The following is a 21,246-nucleotide window of genomic DNA, read 5'->3' as shown; positions in this document are numbered from 1 at the left end:
GCCGTGTCGACGCGATGTAATCGGCCAGGTGTGGGATCCATTGCTGTGCGGTCCGTGAACGAGCCTGTTGTGGGGTCATGGCGTAGCGGATTCGCCACCTTTCGATCCGGCGGTACACCTATATTGACGGGCTTCGCCGACTCTCCCGAGATCCGACAAAGTAGCGGGCGCGTCCCGTCAATCTTCGCTGCATCTCGACACCCGTCGTCTCTTGTAGGTTCCGCACCTGGATGACGGCGCCGCGACGCGGCGGGCACGGATCACGAACGCCGACAGTGTCGCGGCGTTGCGCGCGATGAGTTCCTCGTGAACGGGCAACGGTGGCCATTCGGTCGGTGGGTGGGTGCGGTCACCGGTCGGGTCGTAGCAGCTTCGGGTGTTGTTGCGCGGCGAATTGACCGCGGTCGAGACCTCTACGGCGGACGTCATGTTCGTTGAGCGGGCCGGGTAGCGGCGAGTTCAGCTGATTGGAGCACTTCCGTGTCGGTGAGCTCGGCGAGCAGCGGAGACGGCGGAGTGCTCGCGGCGAGGTTGTGGCGGAGTTGGAACATCAGGCGCGGCACGTCATCTGGTGGGTCGATACGGTGGTAGGGCCGAGGGTCGTGAGGCTGTCCGGGTTGCCAACCCCGTAGGAATATCACCTCGCCCGGGTGGGTGGTCCACTGCTCGATGACATCTCTGTGATTGCGGGACGCATGGATCGCGAACGTCGCAGTGCCCTGCAGGGTGACGATCGCGATGTACGACGCGTAGTAACGCTGGTCGCGATGAGGTGGAATCCCGTTGCCGCCTGGTAGGTAGCGCTGGTAGCTCGCCTCGTTCGGAGCGAAGGGACCCAGGCCCACAGCGCTCGCAGCGTCGCCGATCCATCCGCTCGCTCGGCTCGGCGCGCGGTCCTGGTGTTCGAGTGAGGTCATAGCGAAGGCGCCACCGACGTGAGCGTGAGGCGTCGTGAAAGTGTGTCGGTCCGCATCCGCGATAAGGGCGGCGCGCAGGTCCTCAGGGAGCTCGCTGCGCATCACGCAAAATCCGTCGCGTGCCAAGCGAGTCGCATCTGGCACGTGCGAGGTGTTGTGCATTGTTTGCTTCCATTCTGAATGTTCGTTGGTCGCTTGGCTACCGAAGTATCGCTTTCCGATGACGGAGGAACCCCCGCGGCCCGCAAAAACTATCGGGCAATTGTGAACCGTCCCGGGCTTCTTGCCGCTCCTATGCTGGCGACAACTCCGGCTGGAGGATCGATGGTCGAGTGGCGCTGTGCCGCCGGACGCTCGGGCCGGTGACCTTGGAGAGAGTCGCTGCTCACGCAGTGGAGTCAGCCGGACTCGCGTCCAAGCGTTCGACATCCGCGATCAGGTCGCGCACCGCCTCGTAGCAATGCGAGATATCATGCGTCGCAGCACATTTCTCGACGATCCGACTCGCCTCGTCGCTTCCGATTTCAGCGACTCCTTGCCCGTGAAGATATAGGAGAGTACCCAACCGATTGAGTACATCTCGTTGTGAAGATCGTAGTCACGGAGTTCGTGTGCCGCCTCGCCAGGATCACGGTCGGGGAGCTGTGGAACCTCGAGTGGGCGCCGCTCGCGTCGGGTAGGGGCGGGTTCTTCGGCCGTCTTTTCGGTCGCTGAGGCTCAGTTCGGATCGCGCTCAGGCACGCGGCCGGGGTCTGCCCGCGTAGTCGCGCGAGGCGGCGATCACCTGTGCGCTCAGCTCGCTCAGCTCTGCGAGTCGGTCGCCTCCCAGCGCGGCCCCGACATGGTCGGCTCAGGCATGCTGCTCGACGGCCATGGCGCTCAGGAACTCTCCGTTCAGCGCGAAGGCCGGGAGCACCAGCGCTGTCAGCGCGTCGCCCCAAAGAAGGGGGCGTCGCAGATGTGGCGAGGAACAGCGGGGGATCATGCCCGCTGGCGCGCCGAGTATGAGGGGGAATCCGTTCTCGAGCATGGTTTTCCGTCACGTGCCAGATCTGCTGTCGACCGATGCTGATGGCGCTGTGACCCTCTGGGACGTACGGAATCCTCGACGGCTGGATGAAGAGTTCACGCTGCAGTCGGACAGGACCCGCTCAGTGTGTGCGGCTGACGGATCGCGGTACGAGGTCTTGACCGGTCTTGGCGAGGTCGAACGACTCAACCTGTTGTGGCTACACGGATATCGGAGAAGGCCGAAGTGGCAGGGTGGCGTCGAGGCAGCCATCCTGGCCGCCGCGGCGGGCCATGGTGTGGTGTTGGACGATCTGTTTGCGCTCGACGACGGCTCGGGGCGGACGAAGTCATCGGTATCCGCTCCGCACACGTGGCGCTCTGCGCGGATTCAGGCGGTAGCCCCGCGGTCGTCAGTCCGGCACTCTCGCCTCCCGGCGACGTACTGAACTACTTCCGACGGCCACCTCGAGTGCACCCCCGCGATGACTACTGGCCGCAGAACTCGCCGATTGCGCAGGAGGACAAGGGGCCGCATCGCCCCTGGCTGAAATGTCGTATTCGCTCGATAGGCTCTGTCCCCGATGACTACTAGAGCAGACGGCGACAGCCGTCCATTTCAGGTACACCTCGGCGGGATCATCGAGCTTCTCAGCGCGAGCATCTACACCGGGCCGCAGGTCTTCATCCGTGAGCTCCTGCAGAACGGGTGCGATGCGATCGCGGCTCGTCGCGACCACGAGCCCGGCCACGTCGGCACCATCCGGGTGCTGCCCGCAGACGAGGCCGGGGCCGTGTTCGCGGTCGAGGACGACGGCGTCGGACTGACCGCGGCCGAGGTGGGTGAGCTGCTCGCGACGGTGGGCCGCAGTTCCAAGCGCGACATCCTCGATCTGCCCCGCACCGACCGTCTCGGCCAGTTCGGGATCGGACTGCTCAGCTGCTTCATGGTGAGCGACGAGATCCGGGTCCGGTCCAGGTCGGCCACCGGTGCGCCCGCCGTCGAATGGGTCGGGCGCGCCGACGGCACGTTCACGGTGACCGAGCTCGCCGACGAACTGCCGGTCGGAACCCGGGTCGAACTGTTCCCCCGCCCGGACTCCGCCGGACTCGTATCGCGCGTGGGGGCGCACGAGCTGGCCGACCGGTTCGGCCGGCACCTGCCGGTGCGGGTGACCGTGGCCGGCGAGACGGTGACCCGACCGGCGCCGTTCCTCGAGCGCACGACAGTCCCGTCGCCCGAGCTGCGCGAGCTCGGCCGGGAGATCGTCGGTGCCGAGCCCTTCGCCACGATTCCGCTGCATGTCCCGTCCACCGGCACGCGGGGCACCGCGTTCGTGCTGCCGTTCCAGCTCTCCCCCGGCCAGCGGCAGTCGAGCCGCGTCTACCTGGGCGGCATGCTGCTGTCCGAGCGCATGGACGACCTCCTGCCGGACTGGGCGTTCTTCGTGCGGTCCGTCGTGGACACCACCGGGCTGCACCCGACGGCCTCCCGCGAGTCCCTGATCGAGGACTCCGCGCTCGAGGAGACTCGCGCCGAACTGGGGGCCGCGGTTCGCCGCTGGGTCATCGGTCTGGCGGCGGAGTCGCCGCGCCGGCTGGCGGCGTTCCTGTCCGTGCACCACCTGGCGTTGCGGGCGCTCGTCCTCCACGACGACGAACTGGCCCGGTTCATCGTCCCTCACCTGCCGATCGAGACCACCGAGGGGCAGACGACCTTCGGCGAGGCCGCCCGCCGCGGCACGGTGCGGTACACCCGGACCGTCGACGAGTTCCGGCAGCTGGCCGGGATCGCCCGCCCCGGCGCTCCGATCGTCAACGGCGGCTACGTCTACGACGCGGAGATCGCGGCCCGGCTGCCGGAGTTCGTGCCCGATGCCGCAGTCGAGATCGTCACCGTGGCAGACGAAATCGACCACCTCGACGTGCCGCCGCTGTCCGAGCGGGCTGCGTCCCGCCGCCTGCAGGAGCGTGCCGACGCCGCCCTGGCGGACCTCGACTGCGCGACCGCGGTGCGGGCGTTCCAGCCGGAAACCGTCCCTGCCCTGTACGTCGCGGACGAGGCGGTGCTCCGGAACCTGCGGCGCGAGCAGGCCGGCGAGTCGGTCGGTGGATTCTGGGCCGATGTCCTCGGCCGGGTGGAGGATGCAGCTGCGGCCTCCGGTGCCGACGCCTCCGGTCGGCTGGCCCTGAACTGGCGAAATCGGTTGGTGCGTACACTCGCCGCCGTCGACGACGATGCGGTGCTGTCGCGGGCGGTGCGAATCCTCTACGTCCAGGCACTGCTCGCCGGGCACCGGCCGCTGCGGGCGGCCGATCGTTCGGCCCTGACCGACGCCATGACCGACATCGTGCACCTGTCCGTCGGTCTCGACGCGGGCGTCGTCACCGATCCCGGACCGCACTCCCCCTCCACCATCGACAAGGACGACCATGCCGACTGAGACCACCCTCGACGCACTGATCAGCGAGATCGACTCGACGTCCTACGGACCGGCGGAACGCGAACTCATCGAGCGGGCGATCACGCTCGCCGAGGAGAACGGCGACGAGGCCGCCGCCTACGCCGTGCGGATGCGACTGATCCAGTCCGCCTCCATCACGGGCGACACCGACGCCCTGCTCACCGCTTTCGCGTGGTGCGTCGGGCGAAACGCCGCCGACCCGGCCACCTTCCCCACCGAGGTCGACGACCACGACCTGCTGTGGTTCCACAAGTGGATCGCCGACGCGCTCGCCTCGAACCCGATGTTCCCGCGGGCGACGATCGCCGAGTCGATCGAACAGATGGAGACCGCGTACCGGCAGGCCGGCGTCGGCCTGTCCGGGGTGGTGCAGACCCGGTTCTGGCAGGCATTCGAGGCGGGCCGGATCGAGGAGGCCGCCCGTTACCTGGAGGAGCTGGGACGGACCCCGCGCGACGACTACAGCCACTGCGAGGCGTGCGTTCGTTCCGAGGAGGCCCAGTTCCGGCTCGCCACCGGGGACCTCGAGGCCGGACTGGCCGTCGTCCAGGAGATGCTGGACCAGGACATGGGGTGCGCCGACGAACCGGAGCGGGCGATTGCCCACACGCTGGTGCCGCTGCTCGAGGTCGGTCGTCTCGACGATGCCGAGCAGATGCACATGCGGGGCTACCGACTCGCGCGCCGCAACGTCGACAACATCGACATGATCGGGCAGCATCTGATCTTCCTCTCGGTCACCGGGAACGCCCAGCGCGCGCTGGAGATGCTCGAGCGGCACATCGGCTGGCTGGCGCACGACAACCTCAACGCGGTCGCGCACCTCGACGCCCTCACCGCCTTCGCGGTGACGTGCACGGCCGCAGACCGAGCCGGGATCGGCCACGAGCACGTCCGCGGGGCCGACGCGGAGCCCCTGCGCCGGTTCTTCGGCGCGCACACCGGCCCCTGGACCGTCGCCGAACTGGCACAGGCGTCCTGGCGTGCCGCCGAGGAACTCGCGACCCGTTTCGACGAGCGCAACGGAACCGCGCGCCGCAGCGAGAAGGTCTCCGCCGCAAGGACTCTGGCTGGGCAACGCTGGGACCTGCCGATCGGCACGACACACGCTGTGCCGGCCCCTCCGGCCTCGGCGGACCCGGCCGCGACGACGGCCTTCGTCGACGAGGTGACGGGGGCGGGCCCGCTGGACGAGCAGGTCGACACGATCCTGGGCGCCGAGGGCGGGGATGCGGCGCTCGCCTGGCTCGAGTCCGAACTGACTCCGTCGACCGCCCCCGGACGCCGAACGGTGCTGTTGCGGTTGCTGGCCCAGCTGCTGGCGGGCGGCGGCCGGTTCGAGGAGGCGCTGACCGCAGTCGATGCCGCACTCGACCTGTCCGTTGCCCACGCGGCCCGGTCCGTGACCGCTCCGCTGGCTGCCCTGAGCGCCCAGATCTGCGACGACCTGGGCCGGCTGGACGAGGCGGCCGGCCGACTGCGCCTGGCCATGCGCGAGGCGGATCTGGCCGGTACCGAGTCCGTCGGCCACCGCTACCGGCTCGGCGTGACGCTCGTGCGGTCCGGACGCCCCGACGAGGCCGTCGACGAACTCACGACGGTGGCGGAGATCGAGAAAGCCAGGGACACCGAGCCCGCATCTCGTGCCCTGACCCTGCTGTGGCTCGGCTACGCGAGGCGCGATGCCGGCGAGCCGGGGGCAGCGGTCGCGGTGTGGGCCGAGGGCCGGGAGCTGGCCCGGGCGGGCGAGGACTACGCGGTGGCGGCACGGGTCGGCAAGGAACTCGGGCTTCTGATGATGCAGTTCGACGACGAGGACGCCGTCGAAGCCCTCGACGGCGCGGTCCAGGACGCCCGGAAACTCACCGATCAGCCGGACGCGCTCGCCGACCTCCTGCACGCACGTGGGCGGGCTCGGTGCCAGTTCGCCGATGAGGACGGGCTCGAGGACCTGCGGGCTGCGGCCGAGCACGCCGAGCCGTGGACCCGTGCGGACATCGAGGACTCGACGGCTCGGGCACTGTCCCAGCTGGGCCGGTTCGAGGAGGCGGTACGGACGGGGCTCGCCGCCTCCGACGCCTACGCCGCAGCCGAGGACGTCGTCGGTTCCGGCAGCGCACTGATCGTCGTCGCGCAGGCGTTGCTGTCGACCGACCGCCACGAGGAGGCCCTTGCGGTGCTCGCCGACGCCGCGCCGCGGGTGACCGAGGCACCGCGGCTCGCGGTCCGGGTCGCGCTGATGGAGGGCGACGCCCACGAGGCTCTCGGCCGGCACGACGCCGCAGCGGCCGCGCGGGCGCGGGTCGACGGCTGACGCGATCTCGCCGCTGCGGATCTGGATCACGCCCGTCAGATCCGCGGCGGTGAGCTGCCGGAGCACGCTCAGCCCCCTTCGCGTCATCGGCACACTGCCGCGACGGCGTCACACCAGGGCCTCGCGGTCGGGATCCGATTGCCTCTGCTGCCCCGGAAATCTGGGCCAACCCGAACCAATGGAATCTCCTCATTTCACACACTGCGAACGTTAGTGTGCGTAAGGCCCCAACGCGGGGCCCGAACAGGAGATTCAGATGACTGCGAGCAGGATGCTTTTTCGCCGGATCGGTTGGGGTGCATCGGGTTTGATGATGGTGGCCGCGGCGGTCGGCATGTCCGTCCCGGCCGCGTCGGCGGCCACGTCCCCCGACGGCCGGCTGGCCTTGGATGTCTTCCCGCCGCCCGGCGGATACGTCGTGGGTGTGAGGGCGGACATCACGGTGGAGGGGGTCGGCGGCTCGATGTTCCCCCTCCCCCAGTCGCGGGTGACCCTCAGCGACAACGGAACCTGCGTCTACTCCTTTTTGCCGGGCCAAGCCCCCTCGGGATTCAGCTACCTGTCGTGGGTACCGACCACGGCCGGTACCCACACGATCAGTGTCACCCAGTACGGCACAACGGTGTCGGAGGCCGTCACGGTCAACCCAGCCCCCGACGGCGCCCCGGTGCCGACTCCGGAGACCCCGGGATGCTCGGGCGGCGGCAGCATCGATACCGGCAGCCTCGGATTCTGATCGACCGGTTCGAACAGAAGCAGCGCATGAGCGTGCTTCCGCCCTCTTGATCACGAACCTCCCCGAGATACATATCGATGTCGCGGGTCGGCGATGTCGCGGGTCGGCTAGAGGGCGTTGAACGCGGTGCGCAGGGCGGCGGCATAGGCGCGGGGGTGGGTGGTGTTGCCGTTGTGGCCGCCGGGGAATTCGTGCAGTTCGCTGCCGACCAGGTCGGCCAGCGCGAAGGCGCACTTGTTGTCGAAGACGGTGCGCGGGGTCGTGCGCCCAACGGCCGCAACGATTCGGGTCGGGGTGTCGGCGAGCGCGGTGACGTCGAGGGTGTCGCCGATGACAGCGGTGAAGTCGTGCTCGACGAAGAAGTCGAAGTTGCGCGTCCGCTGGGGTGTCATGGGCTGCGGGGTGAGGCCGGGCTCGGCGTCGGGGTTGGCGGGGTCGATGCCGAGCACCTCGGCGACCACCTTGAAGGTGGCGGCCAGTCCGTCGCGGCGGTGGACCCGCTGAATGTGCGCCAGTTCCTGCTCGTGGTGGGCGTGCCGGTCGGGGGGCAGTAGCCGCGGCGTGACGGGCTCGTGGGCGATGAGCGTGCTGATCTGCCCGGGGTGGTCGACAGCCACGTGGAACCCGATGGAGGCGCCCAGGCTGCAGCCGAGCATGAGCACCGGCTCATCGCTCAGGTGGGACAACAGGCGGTGCACGTCATCGGCGTGTTCGGCCAGGCTCACCCCTTGCGCGGGGTCGTCCAGCGTGCTGCGGGACAGGCCGCGGCGGTCGTAGGTCACCACGGTGTGATCGGCGACGAGGTGGTCGACCAGGTCTTTGCTGCGCCCGGCGTCTCCCTCGCCACTCTGGGAGATCAACAACATCGGTCCGGTGCCGCGCACCTCGTAGTAGAGCGTGGCGCCGGCAGCCCGGAGCATGCCGGTCGTCAGGCCCGGGGCCGTGGTGGTGTTCATCGAAGGTCCTCTCGATTGGGGCGACTCGGCCCGTTCGAGAACCACCGTAAAGCATCAGTTTTGATGAATCAATATTGATACATCAGAACTGATGTAGATTGTGGGCATGGATGGAGTCGAACTGTTCCTGCTGGGAAGGACCTTGATGAAGATCGGCGAGGAGGCCCTGCCCACCGACGGCATCGGTCCGCACTCCACCAGCGTTCGGTCCGTGCTGATCGTGGTCAGCGACGTGCGCGCACATCCCGGTAGTGCGGTCGGAGAAATCGCACAACGCACCGGCCTTCCCCAGAGCGCGGTCTCGGCAGCGGTCGCCCGGCTGCGCGACGCGGGCGCCGTCGTCACCGCGCCCGACCCCCGCGACCGACGGCGCCTCCTCATCGACGCCGCACCCCAGCCCTCCGAGAGGGTGGAGGAGGTCAGGTCGAGCCCCATCGACGCGGCCGTCGCGACCGCCATCGACACCGACGACCCGCAACGGGTCGCCGAGGTCGTCAGCCTCCTCGAAGAGCTTGCGCGGCACCTGACCCCGCACGCGATCACCCGCCTGCGGGGCTAGACACTTCCGAGGACCAGCAAATCGGGTCGAGCCGTCCCCTTCCGTGACGTTCGCGCGCGTGATGTTCTGGATGGGCGTCACCGACCCCGGCCTCAGGGCCGGATCGGATCATCCACGTGTCAGGGAAGGCGCCATGACCACGATTCATCTCCACCAGACGACCACCGCGACGCCTGAGCAGGTCCTTGCAGGCCTCACCGACTTCGGGCCGGGTCGCGAGGAAATCTTCGGCAGAAGCGCAGACAGTTACCTCAAGGTGCATCAGGAAGGCCCTCATGACGCCGATGTCACGGAGGGCTCGAGCGGTATCTGGGAACGACTCCACTACGACTGGACCGACCCCCATCGTGTCGTGATGACGACGACCGACTCCAACTTGTGGGGTGGTGCCTCGGGCCACACCTACACCCTCACGCAGGAGCCCACGGGTGTGACCGACGTGGACGTCGTCGTGGTCCGCGACGGTAAGAACCTCAAGGGGCGGCTGCTCGCGAGCGTGCTCGGGATCGTTGGCTCCCGCGTCCTGGGTAAGGGGCTCAGGAAGTCCGTCGAGGCCATCGAAGCTCGCAACGACGGCGAGCGCAGAACGGCCACGCAGACGCCAAAAGGGTGAACTGGTCAGAGAAGTCGCCGGTCGACCGGGCGGCCGACCCCTATGGGGCGACGTGCGTCAGGGGACGACCACTTCAGTCGAAACCGGAATGCTCGGGCGGTCGGTCCGCATGGTGAGCTGAACCCGTCCCGGGCCCACCCGAGCTGGCAAGGATTGGCCGCGTCTGCGGCGCCGGCTACGCCCGGCACCGCAACGAACATGGCAGCGCCAACGAGTCCGGTAACTGCGGCCGTCCTGGGGTTCAGTGTCGCGCGGTGTAGCGGTGAATGTGGATCGCCCAGGCGACAAGGTCCCGCTGTAGCGGTTCCACGTCGCTGGGACCCGGTATCTGGGCGGCAAGGATAGGCTCCAACGCGCTCCGCAGCGATTCGATGTCGTCGTTGTTGAGCGCCCACCACATCTGTTTGCTGGTCGTTTCCGCGATTCGGTGTGGGATCACGCTGGTCCACTCTGCTTCGAGTCTGGCCACCGTCTCCTGGTCAATGCTGCCGTACCCGGCGTCCTCACCGAGTACGTCGCGGCCGATGGCGGACAGCGTCGTAGCCAGACCGTCGACCGAACTGAGCCAGCCGAAGAGGTCTACGGTCACCACAGCCACCATGCGTCCTCCCCTCGTGGATCCACGGGCGCAACATGAATCGGGTCCACTGTCCTCATACCAGCCCCTGCACGCACTCGCATTCAGTACCGAACAACGAACGTGATGCCGCCGACCGCTCATGCAGCATTGAGACCAGTCCGGCCGCAAACTGGTCGGGCTCTCGAATGAGCACCATGTCTCCCGGCAGGAAGAAGCGGCCGAACCTCATCTGGCTGACGCTGGGAATCTCGAGTTCCAAGTAGAAGCAGCGCTGTGTCCGGATTCGCTGAAAGGTGAACTTGACGATTCCGCCGTGTAGCCATTCGAGCGCTATGGGTCTGAGGTTGCTTCTGATGGCGGATCTGCGCGACAGAGCGCCCAGCGTTGCATCGAATGCCTCACCGAGCCCTGAGTTTTCGGGCGGCGGGGTGACGTGCAGCTTCCAGTACCTGCCTCGTCCGTCCATATACGAGTGGTAAAAACTCCTGTTCATCGAGCGGTATACCGACGTCAGCTGGTCCTGGGCACCGTCTGCTCGGTATACCGAGAATTCTCCGAATACGTTCGCGTACTTCCGCCAATCGAAATTCGGCGGAGCTTCGAGCATGGATCCCGAACCCGAGAAGAAAGCGGTAACCAGATATCTCGACCACGTAGCCCCGGCTTCGGGGACGTATACGTAGACAGGGCCCAAGTTCACTGGCGCCGCGAGTCGCACGACACGAACGGCGCTACAGGGGCGCATGGCGATATCCACGACGCCAAACCGGATCATTATGTTTCCGGCCTCGGGAACGAATGTTCCGTCGTCGTCGACGCAGTGTCGGCCCACCGTGATCCGGATCGGCTCGCCGCCGACTTCTGTCGAATACCCTCCGATGGGAATTCGGCTTCCCTGCAGGATTGCCGGGACGTCGATGCCGCGCTCCCCGGCGGGTACTGGGTCGAGGTATCCATTTCCGTGACCACTGCGCTCGTGCGCCGGATGGGTCCGTTCGCGATGTCTCGTCACGTTACGTACTCCTGAGGACTCCATCCGGAGACGAAGAGAGGGACTCTACACCGCCTCCTTCTCCGACGAGACGATTCATGCCGGCGTCAGTAATCGGGCGGCTACTTGCAGGTGCGGATCACCACTTGTTGCAGGCGCGGATCACCACCCGGCCGCCGTTCTTGGTCACATCGTTCGGGTGCGGGGCCAGGCAGAGGCCGGTCCACTGGTTGCTGAACGTGTATTTTCCGTCCTTTGTCGGATTGACCGACCACATCTGGTTGCCTGAGTCCCAACGACTCTCGCAGCCCCACCACATGAGCTGGGTGTTCGCGCCGGGCGGGGTTCCGTTGTTGTACGGAGTGGTGAGGCAATAGCCGTTGTCGTTGCGGATGGTGAAATAGCCGTTGCTCGCCTTGACCGCGTTCCACTTCTGCCCGGCCTTGCCGTCGCAGGTCTTTTGCACGACGAGCCCGCCGTTCGGGATCGTGCCGCCGAGGGCGAGGCATTTGCCGCTCAGCTCGTTCTTGTAGGGAGCTCTGGAACCGGCCGACCAGATGCCGTATGCGTTGTTGGCCGGGGTCTTGCCGCAGATGTCCCTCTGCTCCGTGTCGGTCATCGGACGGCTCTCATACTGCCAGGCGAACGACCGGCTGGTATCCGGTACGAAAATGGTTACTCCCCTGGCGCTTTCGTGCCTGTTGCCGTCGTAATCGGCGTCGATGTCGATGACCGCCTCGATCAGAGGCTCACGCACCGTGATCCAGGCCACGCTCCCGAGCGGGACCACGGCGGTGTGGGTGTGGGTGTCGCTGGTGCTCCAGGTCCAGCTCCAACCGAGCTTGGGTCCAATCGACCCCTCCCAGTCGCCGAACTTCTTCTTCGCGCCCAGGTCGAGGCCGAAGGAGAAGCTGGTGGAGGAGGACTTGGTCCCGGACACGGCCACGCTGCCACTGGTAGTGCAGCCGTAGGCCATTGGGCTGTTGCTCCCGCCGAGCTTGTTGGGAATGGTGGCCTTGCCCCAGACCTGCTTGCTGCTCTTGTAGGTGAGATGGCACTCGGGGTCTTCGTAGATCATGTCGCCGGCCTGCTTGAGCATGGGCGCGGCGCAATCCTTGGCAACCTGTTCGGGCGACGCTCCTGCAGCGAGCGCAGCGGGGGCCGCGTTGAGATAGCTCGCTATCAAGAAGAGCAGGACGGCTGCCGCTCGAAGGCTGAATTTCATTCGGCGAGCCTAGGGATCACGGATGAAGCGCGCGGGAACGCCGCATGTATGTTCCGCGAGAAATGCGGGGCGGCTCAATCGATTTGGTTGATAGTTGAACTTCTGCCGTGGCGTCATTTGCGGTCGCAACCTTGGGTGAGGACAGAGGGTACGCACCGAAGTTGCGATGACGCGGACCTGATGTCCGGAACTGGCGTAGGTGCTCTCAAGCCAAGGGAGGTGTGGCTGGCCCCACCCCAAATGGGTGGCGAACCCCAGTGACGGACCGTTGCGGGTGCTGAATGGTGATCGGGTGTAGACAGCGTCACGCCACCCGAGCGCACAGCTCGAACCAGCTGAAGGAGCCTTCTTGCACCGCTACGCCGCCCCGCCGCGACCCGCGGGAGTGTCCGGTCGCGTCCTCGCCCTGCTCGTCGCGCTCGCCGCGGCGCTCGTCGCCGCCTTCGTCGTCGCCCCGCGCACCCTGGCGGCGATCGGGCCCGGCGAGGGGTTCTCCGACCAGAGCAGCCTCCTCGACGCCGTCCGAGAGACGTTCGTTGCGTATTGGAGCACCGGCGACCGGGACTTCTCGCCCGGTATGGAGGGGGTTGTCGACTACTGGGTCCGCTACCACATGGCCAAGGGTGCGATCGCTGCGATCCTGCTGGTCGCGCTCGTTGTGCTCGGTGTTCTCCTCTGGAAGTCGTTCGCGAATTCAGGCGGCACCGGGGCGGTGAGGCGTGCCGCGCTCGCGGCGGGCGGCGTTCTGGTCACGATGCTCGCCCTGTTCTCGTTGGTGGTGGTGATGGCCAACGTCCAGGGTGCCGTGGCGCCCTTCTCCTCGCTGATGTCGATGTTGCCGGTCGGCGAAACCGACGGAGAGCTCGCCGATACTCTCAGCCAGGTCAGGCAGCAACTGGCCGACCCCCCGAGTGCGGGTGGTGACCGGATCCCGCCTGCCCTCGATGTGATGATCAGCGACTTTTCTCGATATCACGCGGTGATGGCCGTGATCGCCGCGATGGTGGCCGCCGTCCTCGTCGGCCTGAGCGTGGTGTTGTGGAAGTGGTTTGCGAGCACGGAGTCATCCGCCAGGGAAACGAGGCGCATCTTGGGGTCGTGCGCTGTCCTCTCGGCGGTGGTGTCGCTGGGCATGATCGTTGTCGGCTTGGCAAACACGACCACCGCGACAGATCCGACGCCGGCACTCTTGGCGTTCTTCGATGGCGGATTCGTCTGAGCGCCAGTCAATTACCGGGCCACTAGATCCCGGCGAGCGCAGATTCCAGATCGCGCCTGCTCGGCAGACTCTCCAGATCCTGCACGGGTATTCGACCAAACGCGCACCTTTGGTCGAATCAGGTGTGGGCCTGGCCATCCGATAGCGTTTCTCTTGGTACGTATGGAGGGCCGCGTCGTTCTCGCGAGCGCCCGAGCGGGATCTGTCTGTGTGGGGGTGGGTAGCAATGCAAGCCGGTCAGCTCCGCAGTCGCGCAACTGAGGCCGTAAGCCCTGCACCGAACGGACATTCGCGACGTCGAGCGGTCCGGTCGGCGGGATCTGTTCTCGGAGGCGGTCGTTACCGTCTACTCCGGCGTTGGGGTGTCACCGCCGATTTCGAGTTCTGGCATGCGATGGATCGGGTCCTGGATCGCGAAGTCGCGCTGACCATCATCGATGGTGTCAGTACGCAACTCGGCCGCTCGTCCGTCAACGAGGTCTTTGCGCGAACGGTGGTGCTGGGTCAGGTCAGGACTGCCGCTGTCGCTTCCGTTCTCGACATGGTCGACGGGGCTTCGTTCAGCGCGGTGGTCGCAGAGTGGATACCCAGTGTGTCAGTGGACGAGGCGTCCGCCGGCTCGACGTCGGTCCTGGGTGTGGCCCGCGCGGTCGTCGAGCTTGCCGACGCCATGCGCAGTTTTCACGAGTCCGGGGCGGTACTGGCGATCGGAGACGCCGGGCGCGTGCGGGTTAGCCTGGATGGCATCGCGTACGTCGCCTTTCCCGGAACGCCCGCGTCCAGCGAGCGCGACGGTGACGTTCGGGGCTTCTGCCGCGTGGTCCAGACGTTGGCCGCGGGAGTCCAGAGTCCCGACGCCTTGGGCCTCATGACGAGGCGCGACGGCCCGGAGGTGACCGCGGTCGCCATTACCGACACGCTGCGGGGGATTGTCGATCAGCCACTCCCCCCGGAGGCTCCGGTTCCCGAACCGATCTCCGATGCAGAGCCCGCGACGCAGGATGACCCGACGCGACCGGGCGCTCTGGCCGCATTTGCCGGCATCGCAGCGGTCGCCGTGGCGATGCTCGGCGCGATCGGGTGGCTCATCGGGACGGCCATCGCCGATCCGCCCACCTTCGAGGCCGTCGCCTCGGCCGATGAAACGAACGGAGTTGGCGCGCCGCCACCGCCGCCTCCACTGATCCCCGTCGCTCCGGGCGGAGCGGCCGTGTACTCGCCCCAGCAATACCCGGACAACGCGCTCGCGGGCGGCCTGGCCATCGACGGGAACCTGGAGACGGCCTGGTCGACGGACACGTACATGCAACAGTTCCCGCAATTCAAGAACGGTGTCGGGCTGACGGTGGCGCTGCCCGTGGACACCACGCTGAGGGGGGTGTGGATCGCATCGCCCTCCGCGGGAGCCCGCGTCGAGATACGAACCCTCCCCCCGGTCGGCGGAGCTCTCGAAGAGACCGCGGTGCTGGGAGCAGCGACCCTGCAATCGGGAGTGACGCCCATTGCCCTTGTCGCCTCGGCGCCGTACTCCGGGTTGACCGTCTGGATCTCAGCTCAGGCGGGCAGTGAGGGAGGCTTCCGGACCGAACTGTCGGAGGTCGGGTTCCTGAGCTGAGGGCGCGGACGTCCCGGGTTCATCGAGTTCGGCCAGGGCCTGCGGCAACGGGCCCTGGTGCAGCACCCCGAGACGTTGGGTCGCCCGGGTGAGGGCGACGTAGAGCTCGGCCGCGCCGCGCGGGCCGTCGGCGAGGATCCGTTCCGGCTCCACGACCAGGACGGAGTCGAATTCCAGCCCCTTCGTCTCCGACGCCGCCACCGTGCCCGGCATGTCCGCCGGCCCGATCACGATGCTGGTGCCTTCGCGCCCGGCTTCGTCCCGAACGAATTCTTCGATGGCAGAAGCCAGTTCGCCCGTCGAGACCCGCCTGGACCAGGGCTGGACGCCGCAGGCTCGGACGGATTCCGGGGCCTCGACTCCGGGAGCGAACTCCGCGAGCAGCGCGGCGGCGACGGTCATGATCTCTGCCGGGGTGCGGTAGTTCACTGTCAGCGACCGGTAGACCCAGCGGCCGGGCACGTACTGCTCGAACATCGTGTCCCACGAGATCGCGCCAGCCGCCGACCGGCGCTGGGCGAGATCGCCCACCACCGTGAAGGATCGGTCCGGGCAGCGCCGCATCAGCACCCGCCAGTCCATCTCGGACAGCTCCTGGGCCTCGTCGACCACGACGTGCCGGTACGTCCAGTCTCGGTCCGCCGCAGCGCGTTCGGCGAGCTCCCTGGTGTCTCGTTCGACGAATCGATCGGCAAGGTCCTCGGCGTAGAGCAAATCCGTCGCGAACAGATGGTCGTCGTCGTCCATGTGGTCTGCACGGCCGACCATGAGGTCGAGCACGCCGGCGGCGTACGCCGCCTCGGCCTCGGCCTCGGCTTTCCGTTCCCGCGCGGCGGCCTGCTCGGCGCGCGGGTCCGGGCCGAGCAGGTCGACCAGTTCGTCGAGCAGCGGCACGTCCGATACCGTCCAGGCATCGCCCTCGGCGCGAAGCAGTGTCTGGCCAGCGCCCGCCGCGCGCAGCCGTTCGGGTGACGTGTACAGCTGTGCCAGTAGTGTTTCCGGCGTCAGGATCGGCCAGAGTTCGTCGAGCGCGGCGGTGAACGCGTCGTTGTCGGCGAGTTCGGCGACCAGGTCGGCCCGCAGCTCCTCCCACGCCTGCTCGTCCTTCCGGGTCAGCCAGCCCCGGCCGATCCGGCCTATCGCCCGTTCGGTGAGTACGTAGGCCACGATGTCAGCGAACACCGCGCGGGCCTCGTTGTGCGGCAGCCCACTCGCGCGCGCCTCCTCCCTGGCCCACTCCGCGGTCTCGGCGTCGATCCGCACCGTGACGTCCGACAGATCGACCGGCAGCGGATCCCCTGGCAGTCGCTGCCGATCGGCGATCGCGGCGGCGAGGATGTCCAGGATCTTCAGCGAACCCTTGAGCCGGGCGGCCTCCGGGGCGTCCTCGGCGGTGACGCGCAGACCGGGCACGAGATCGCCGGTGGTCATGAACACCACGTCGGACTCGCCAAGCGACGGGAGAACGCGGCCGATATGGTTCAGGAAGGCCGGGTTCGGCCCGACCACGAGCACGCCGTGGCGTTCCATCCGCTCCCGCTGGGTGTAGAGCAGGTAAGCGACGCGGTGTAGCGCCACCACGGTCTTCCCGGTGCCGGGGCCGCCCTCGATCACCAGCACCCCGGGGTGGTCGAGCCGGATGATCCGGTCCTGCTCGGCCTGGATCGTCGCCACGATGTCGCGCATCCCCTCACCGCGCGGCGCGTTGACCGCCGCGAGCAGGGCGGAGTCTCCTCTGTCATCGTCGGCGGCACCATCCGGGCGGCCGAGCACCTCGTCGGTGAAATCGACGACCTCACGCCCACGAGCATGGAACTGGCGGCGCCGGCGCATGCCCTCCGGACTGGCGGCGGTGGCGACGTAGAACGCGCGCGACGCGGGTGCCCGCCAATCGAGCAGCAGCGGTTCGAGCTCGTTCTCCTCGTCGAAGATGCCGACCCGGCCGATGTACGAACGTTCGCCCGACAGGGCGTCCAATCGGCCGAAACACAGCCCGTTGTCGGCGACCTCCAGCCGATTCACCTCCCTCGCCAGCGCGCGCACCTCGGCATCGCGGTCGACGAGTGTCCCGCCGTTCTCGGCGTCGATCGGGCCACGGAGCGCCGCGCTGTGCCGGCCCTTCACCCGCGCGCGCTCGGCGTCGAGCCGCGCGTAGAGCTCGGCCACGTGGCTCCGTTCGGCGCGCAACTCGTCCTCGTATCCCTGAGTTGACATGTGCCCCCCATTTCCGCAGTTCCTGGCTTCGGCCAGCGATTCTGCGGCACCACCCGGGTCTTGCCGCAAGCCCCCCGGTGCGCTATACATTGAAAGCGGAAAGGGGTACGGACTCCTTTCCATTCTTCGTCCGGACGGACAAATCCCCTCGAGAAGTGGCCTCGCGGTGTGCGCGGCACGAGCAGTTTCGTGCTGTAACGGAACGTGCTTTGCCGCCGACAGTTCTGTTGTATTGCAAACAAACAGGGAGGGAAGCGCATGGGTTCGGCGACTGATGCTTTGGAATGGATCCGCGAGGGATACCTGGCCGGTGATCCGCTGCGATCGGCGCTCTTCGTCGGCGCGTCGTTCATCACGATGCCGCTGCAGCTGATCGCGACGATGCTGGGCCGGCCCTTCTGACCCGCGTCAGCACCAGATCTCGAAGCCGCCCCTCCCATCGCGGAAGGGGCGGTTTTTTGACCCCGGCTTTGGCACACGCCGGCACCGCCTCGGATCAGGCGCGCGGGTCACGCCCGAGGTAGCGAAGCAGCTCGGCGACGGTGGTATCGCCCGACTCGTCCTCGAGCACCGCGGCGTATGCGCCCCACTGGCGCAGCGGTTCGACGATCTCCGCCTCGATGCCACTGCCGGGCGCCGGATGCGCGGTGCGTGCCGCGGTCAGGAGGTATCCGGCGAGTTCATCGGTCAGCGGCGACGGCTGGCCGGTCGCGATCGCGATATCCCAGGCGTGCACGGCGGCGTCCAGCGCGGCCATGACGGCGGCGACCGGGGTCGCGAGCGCGCCGTGCGGAAGTGGGGTCGGAACGGAATCGGTGTCGTCGGCGACGGTCGCCCACGCGGCGCCGGTCTGTTCGATCGCCTCGCGCACCAGTGCCGCTGCCGAGCCGTCGATGGCACCGGAGGGGTCGAAGGGGTTGTAGGCGGGTCCGGCCCCGACGCCGAGGGCCTGGGCGAAGGCGAGCTGGTCGCCCGCGGCGTGCTGGATCACCTGCGTGACATTCCATTCCGAGCACGGGGTCGGCAGCTGCCACTGCTGGTCGCCGACTCCTGCGACGACGCCTTCCAGCGCCGAGTAGGAGGTCGAGAGCACGTCGCGCCAAACGGGGCGCAGGGTCGCGGTCGCGTCGGCGTTGGTGATGTGGTTCATGGCGGACCTTTCGTCGTACTTCCTGGGTGTGACCTGAGCCTATGAGGCCATTAGGCTGGATTCGTTCCTAATAATTTCGGAGGTGAATGTGGCGCCAACCACAACGCGTGTCCTGCGCCTGCTCTCACTGCTGCAGGACCGCGCGCACACCGGCAGGGAGCTGGCCGAACGGCTCGACATCACCGACCGCACCCTCCGCAACGACATCCAGCGACTGCGCGAACTCGGCTACCCGGTTCACGCCGAACGCGGCGCCATCGGCGGCTACCGGCTCGGCCGCGGTTCGACGATGCCGCCGCTCCTGCTCGATGACGACGAGGCGGTGGCGGTCGCCGTCGCGATCGACCTCGCGGCGGACGGCTCCACCGGCATCGCGGACATCACCGAGAGCGTCACGCGGGCCCTGGCGAAGCTCGAACAGATCCTGCCGAAGCGGTTGCAGCGTCAGGTGACAGCACTACGGAATGCCACCGCACTCGGGCCGGCGACCACCGGTTCGCGGGAGCCGGACGCACCGGTGCCTGCCGCGGTGCTCACCGCCCTTGCGGGGGCGATCCGCGACACGACCGCGGTGTCCATCGAGATCGAGAGCGACACCGTAGAAGTCGAGCCGTACCGCCTGATCAACTGGCAGCGTCGCTGGTACCTGGTCGCCTACGACATCGGAACCCATTCCTGGCGAGCGATTCCCGTCGCACAGGTGCGCCAGGCAGCCGCGGGCAGCCGCCGGTTCGGGCCCCGCGCACTGCCCGACGAGGACCTGGTCGCGTTCGTCATGCGCCACATCGCGAGCACCGGCTGGAAGGTGCACGCCCGCGTCACCGTGCTCGCGCCCGCCGAAACGGTGATCGCCCGCATCAATCCGGCCGTCGGCGTGGTGGAGGCCGTCGACGCGGACACCTGCGTCCTGCTGACCGGCGCGGACGCCCTCGAGACCATCGCCGTCTACCTCAGCATGCTGATGATGGACTTTCGCGTCGACGGACCGCCGGAGCTGGTCGCGCATCTGCGCACGCTGGCCCGGCGGTATGCCGCCTCGGTGGAATCGGCACCGTAGCGGGAACCGGTTCAGCGACCCGAGCTGGGTTCGCCGAACCAGGACGAGAGCGCCTCCCGCAGCGCGGGCCCGGCGGCATCGGCGGGCTCGTCGATGGTGGCCGCCCAGGCGATGTGGGCGTCCGGTCGGATCAGCAGGGCGTCGGCCGGGCGATCCTCGGTCTTGGCGGGGTGGATGTCGATGCGGTGCTCCCAATCCCGCGCGACCTCGCGGAGGTCGGGGCGGTCGGCGAGGTCGAGGAGGGTGGGCCGACCGGGGTGCATGATTTCCGCGACGCTGGTGATGCCCTGGTCGGTGTGCAGGGTGAGGTTCGGTGCGAAGGTGCCGGCCATGGCGTGGTGATCGGAGCCCGGCATCGGGTAACGAATGTCGGTGTGGCCGACGAGGGATCCCATGCGGCGCAGCGCCGGCTCGTCGGCGACCAGTTCCTGGAAGACCTGCCGAAGCGCGTCGGCGGCTGCGTCGTGCCCGCGCCGCAGCGCCACCTGGGCTCGGGTCTGGAGCCGCGCACGCCCGCCGGCGTAATGGCGCTCGTCCTGATAGGTGTCCAGCAGTCCGGCCGGTGCCCAGCCATGGATATCGGCCCCCAGCTTCCAGGCGAGGTTGACCGTGTCGAGCATGCCGACGTTGAGCGCGGTGCCGGTGGCGGGAAACAGATGGGCCGCATCGCCTGCCAGCAGGATGCGCCCGGCGCGGTACTGCTCGGCCTGCCGATCCTTGAATGTATAGCGCGACAGCCGAATCGGGTCTCCCAAGGGGAGATCCGCGCCGAGCACCCGTCGGGCACTGTCGCCGAGCTCGGTCAGGGTCAGCGGCTCGTCATCGTCGTATTCGGTGGATTCGCCTTCGGTGGTTTGCAGCGACAGAACGCCGGAGCCGGCCGCGAACGCGAACACGCCGCGGTCGGTTCGGGTGAACCCGGCCTGGATTCTGCCCAGCCCCGGGACGTCGATATCGCCGTTGCCCTGCACGGTCACCGATTCGTGCACGGCGACCTGGGCGAGCCTGTTGACCTCCGGATAGGTGGTGCCGGGGAACGGGATACCGGCCATGTCCCGGACCCGGCTGCGTCCGCCGTCGCACCCAACCAGGTATCGGGCGGTCACCCGGAACGGCCCGTCCGGCCCGCGCACGTCCGCGGTGACCGTGGTGTCGTCCTGACTCACGCCGACCACCTCGTGTCCGCGGCGGATGTTGGCGCCGAGCCCGCAGGCGTGCTCGTCGAGCAGTCGCTCGATCTCCATCTGTGGGATCGGCAGCGCCCGCATCGGCGGATCCACCATGTCCGTGAAGTCCAAATACAAACCAGCGAAGGGGAATCGGGGTGCAATATCGGGGTCGCTGCTGGCTGCTTCGAACCGTTCCAGCAGACCTCGGTAGCGCAGCAGGTCCAGGATCCGCCCGCCGATGCCGCTGGCCTTCGGGATGTCGCGAATCTGCGGCTGTCGCTCCAGCACCAGAGTTCGCACCCCGGCCAGGCGCAGCTCACCCGCCAGCATCAGGCCGGACGGGCCTGCGCCCACGATGATCACGTCGGTGTCCGTCACTGGCATTTTGTTGACTCCCGTTTCCTCAGTTCTGACTCAGGCCAGCGATTCTGCGGCATCACCCGGGTCTTGCGGCAAGC

Annotated in this window: 17 protein-coding genes; 9 read left to right on the top strand and 8 right to left on the bottom strand. The window is 67.9% G+C overall.

The genetic code is table 11. The annotated features are described in order from the left end of the window. Nucleotides 1–425: 425 nt before the first annotated feature. Nucleotides 426–1,079, bottom strand: a complete 654-nt coding sequence (locus ABIC28_RS06920; RefSeq protein WP_143548401.1) for a hypothetical protein — start codon at nt 1,077–1,079, stop codon at nt 426–428. Nucleotides 1,080–2,509: 1,430 nt separating this feature from the next. On the opposite strand from ABIC28_RS06920, the gene ABIC28_RS06915 reads away from it, so the two are divergent. The 3 genes from ABIC28_RS06915 to ABIC28_RS06905 all read left to right on the top strand — a co-directional run bounded on the left by ABIC28_RS06915 (nt 2,510) and on the right by ABIC28_RS06905 (nt 7,440). Continuing rightward, nucleotides 2,510–4,369 (top strand): HSP90 family protein, encoded by a 1,860-nt coding sequence (locus ABIC28_RS06915; RefSeq protein ID WP_097210878.1) that lies wholly within the window; start codon nt 2,510–2,512, stop codon nt 4,367–4,369. Next, complete coding sequence (locus tag ABIC28_RS06910) at nt 4,359–6,704, top strand: hypothetical protein (protein WP_354578136.1); 2,346 nt, start codon at nt 4,359–4,361, stop codon at nt 6,702–6,704. The genes ABIC28_RS06915 and ABIC28_RS06910 overlap by 11 nt, the downstream gene beginning before the upstream one ends. Before the next feature lie 256 nt (nt 6,705–6,960). Then, nucleotides 6,961–7,440: a hypothetical protein gene (locus tag ABIC28_RS06905; RefSeq protein WP_354578134.1), complete on the top strand. Its 480-nt coding sequence runs from the start codon at nt 6,961–6,963 to the stop codon at nt 7,438–7,440. Between the two features lie 107 nt (nt 7,441–7,547). Here ABIC28_RS06905 and ABIC28_RS06900 read toward each other — a convergent pair whose 3' ends face one another. Next, on the bottom strand, nt 7,548–8,396 hold the full coding sequence (locus tag ABIC28_RS06900; RefSeq protein WP_354578132.1) for an alpha/beta fold hydrolase: 849 nt from the start codon (nt 8,394–8,396) through the stop codon (nt 7,548–7,550). A gap of 106 nt (nt 8,397–8,502) precedes the next feature. Here ABIC28_RS06900 and ABIC28_RS06895 point away from each other — a divergent pair, with 106 nt between their 5' ends. Together ABIC28_RS06895 and ABIC28_RS06890 are read left to right on the top strand one after the other, a co-directional pair. Beyond that, nucleotides 8,503–8,955 carry a MarR family winged helix-turn-helix transcriptional regulator gene (locus ABIC28_RS06895; RefSeq protein ID WP_354578130.1) on the top strand — a complete coding sequence of 151 codons (453 nt, stop codon included), beginning with the start codon at nt 8,503–8,505 and terminating at the stop codon, nt 8,953–8,955. 133 nt (nt 8,956–9,088) lie between these two features. Continuing rightward, nucleotides 9,089–9,568, top strand: coding sequence for a hypothetical protein (locus ABIC28_RS06890; RefSeq protein WP_354578405.1), 480 nt, complete (start codon nt 9,089–9,091; stop codon nt 9,566–9,568). A 241-nt stretch (nt 9,569–9,809) separates the two neighbouring features. Here the strand turns inward: ABIC28_RS06890 and ABIC28_RS06885 are convergent, their stop codons facing one another. The 3 genes from ABIC28_RS06885 to ABIC28_RS06875 all read right to left on the bottom strand — a co-directional run bounded on the left by ABIC28_RS06885 (nt 9,810) and on the right by ABIC28_RS06875 (nt 12,364). Then, on the bottom strand, nt 9,810–10,169 hold the full coding sequence (locus ABIC28_RS06885; protein WP_354578128.1) for a hypothetical protein: 360 nt from the start codon (nt 10,167–10,169) through the stop codon (nt 9,810–9,812). 52 nt (nt 10,170–10,221) lie between these two features. Next, entirely contained in the window at nt 10,222–11,160 is a 939-nt protein-coding gene (locus ABIC28_RS06880; protein ID WP_257017211.1) for a hypothetical protein, read from the bottom strand. 118 nt (nt 11,161–11,278) lie between these two features. Then, entirely contained in the window at nt 11,279–12,364 is a 1,086-nt protein-coding gene (locus ABIC28_RS06875; RefSeq protein ID WP_097210884.1) for an RICIN domain-containing protein, read from the bottom strand. 349 nt (nt 12,365–12,713) lie between these two features. Between ABIC28_RS06875 and ABIC28_RS06870 the strand changes: the two genes are divergently transcribed. Then, on the top strand, nt 12,714–13,583 hold the full coding sequence (locus tag ABIC28_RS06870) for a hypothetical protein (protein WP_354578125.1): 870 nt from the start codon (nt 12,714–12,716) through the stop codon (nt 13,581–13,583). Between the two features lie 394 nt (nt 13,584–13,977). After that, a complete protein-coding gene (locus tag ABIC28_RS06865; RefSeq protein WP_354578123.1) occupies nt 13,978–15,198 on the top strand; it encodes a protein kinase family protein in 1,221 nt (406 codons plus the stop codon). On the opposite strand, the gene helR is transcribed toward ABIC28_RS06865, so the two are convergent. Beyond that, nucleotides 15,133–17,412 carry an RNA polymerase recycling motor ATPase HelR gene (gene helR / locus ABIC28_RS06860; RefSeq protein ID WP_354578121.1) on the bottom strand — a complete coding sequence of 760 codons (2,280 nt, stop codon included), beginning with the start codon at nt 17,410–17,412 and terminating at the stop codon, nt 15,133–15,135. The two genes, ABIC28_RS06865 and helR, sit on opposite strands and share 66 nt — an antisense overlap. Nucleotides 17,413–17,670: 258 nt before the next feature. On the opposite strand from helR, the gene ABIC28_RS06855 reads away from it, so the two are divergent. Then, nucleotides 17,671–17,814, top strand: coding sequence for a hypothetical protein (locus tag ABIC28_RS06855; RefSeq protein WP_179800479.1), 144 nt, complete (start codon nt 17,671–17,673; stop codon nt 17,812–17,814). A 94-nt stretch (nt 17,815–17,908) separates the two neighbouring features. Here the strand turns inward: ABIC28_RS06855 and ABIC28_RS06850 are convergent, their stop codons facing one another. Further along, the gene (locus ABIC28_RS06850) at nt 17,909–18,562 is read right to left on the bottom strand and encodes a TIGR03086 family metal-binding protein (protein ID WP_097210887.1); all 654 of its coding nucleotides are present in this window, start codon (nt 18,560–18,562) and stop codon (nt 17,909–17,911) included. Nucleotides 18,563–18,650: 88 nt separating this feature from the next. On the opposite strand from ABIC28_RS06850, the gene ABIC28_RS06845 reads away from it, so the two are divergent. Then, a complete protein-coding gene (locus tag ABIC28_RS06845) occupies nt 18,651–19,619 on the top strand; it encodes a helix-turn-helix transcriptional regulator (protein WP_097210926.1) in 969 nt (322 codons plus the stop codon). Nucleotides 19,620–19,630: 11 nt separating this feature from the next. Here ABIC28_RS06845 and ABIC28_RS06840 read toward each other — a convergent pair whose 3' ends face one another. Further along, nucleotides 19,631–21,172 carry an FAD-dependent monooxygenase gene (locus ABIC28_RS06840; RefSeq protein ID WP_354578118.1) on the bottom strand — a complete coding sequence of 514 codons (1,542 nt, stop codon included), beginning with the start codon at nt 21,170–21,172 and terminating at the stop codon, nt 19,631–19,633. Between the last annotated feature and the right edge of the window lie 74 nt (nt 21,173–21,246).

It is taken from the genome of Rhodococcus sp. PvR044 (assembly GCF_040548995.1).
Taxonomy (GTDB): domain Bacteria; phylum Actinomycetota; class Actinomycetes; order Mycobacteriales; family Mycobacteriaceae; genus Rhodococcus_G; species Rhodococcus_G oryzae.
The sequence above is the reverse complement of the archived record's forward strand: the minus strand, read 5'-3'. Positions and strand labels throughout refer to the sequence as shown.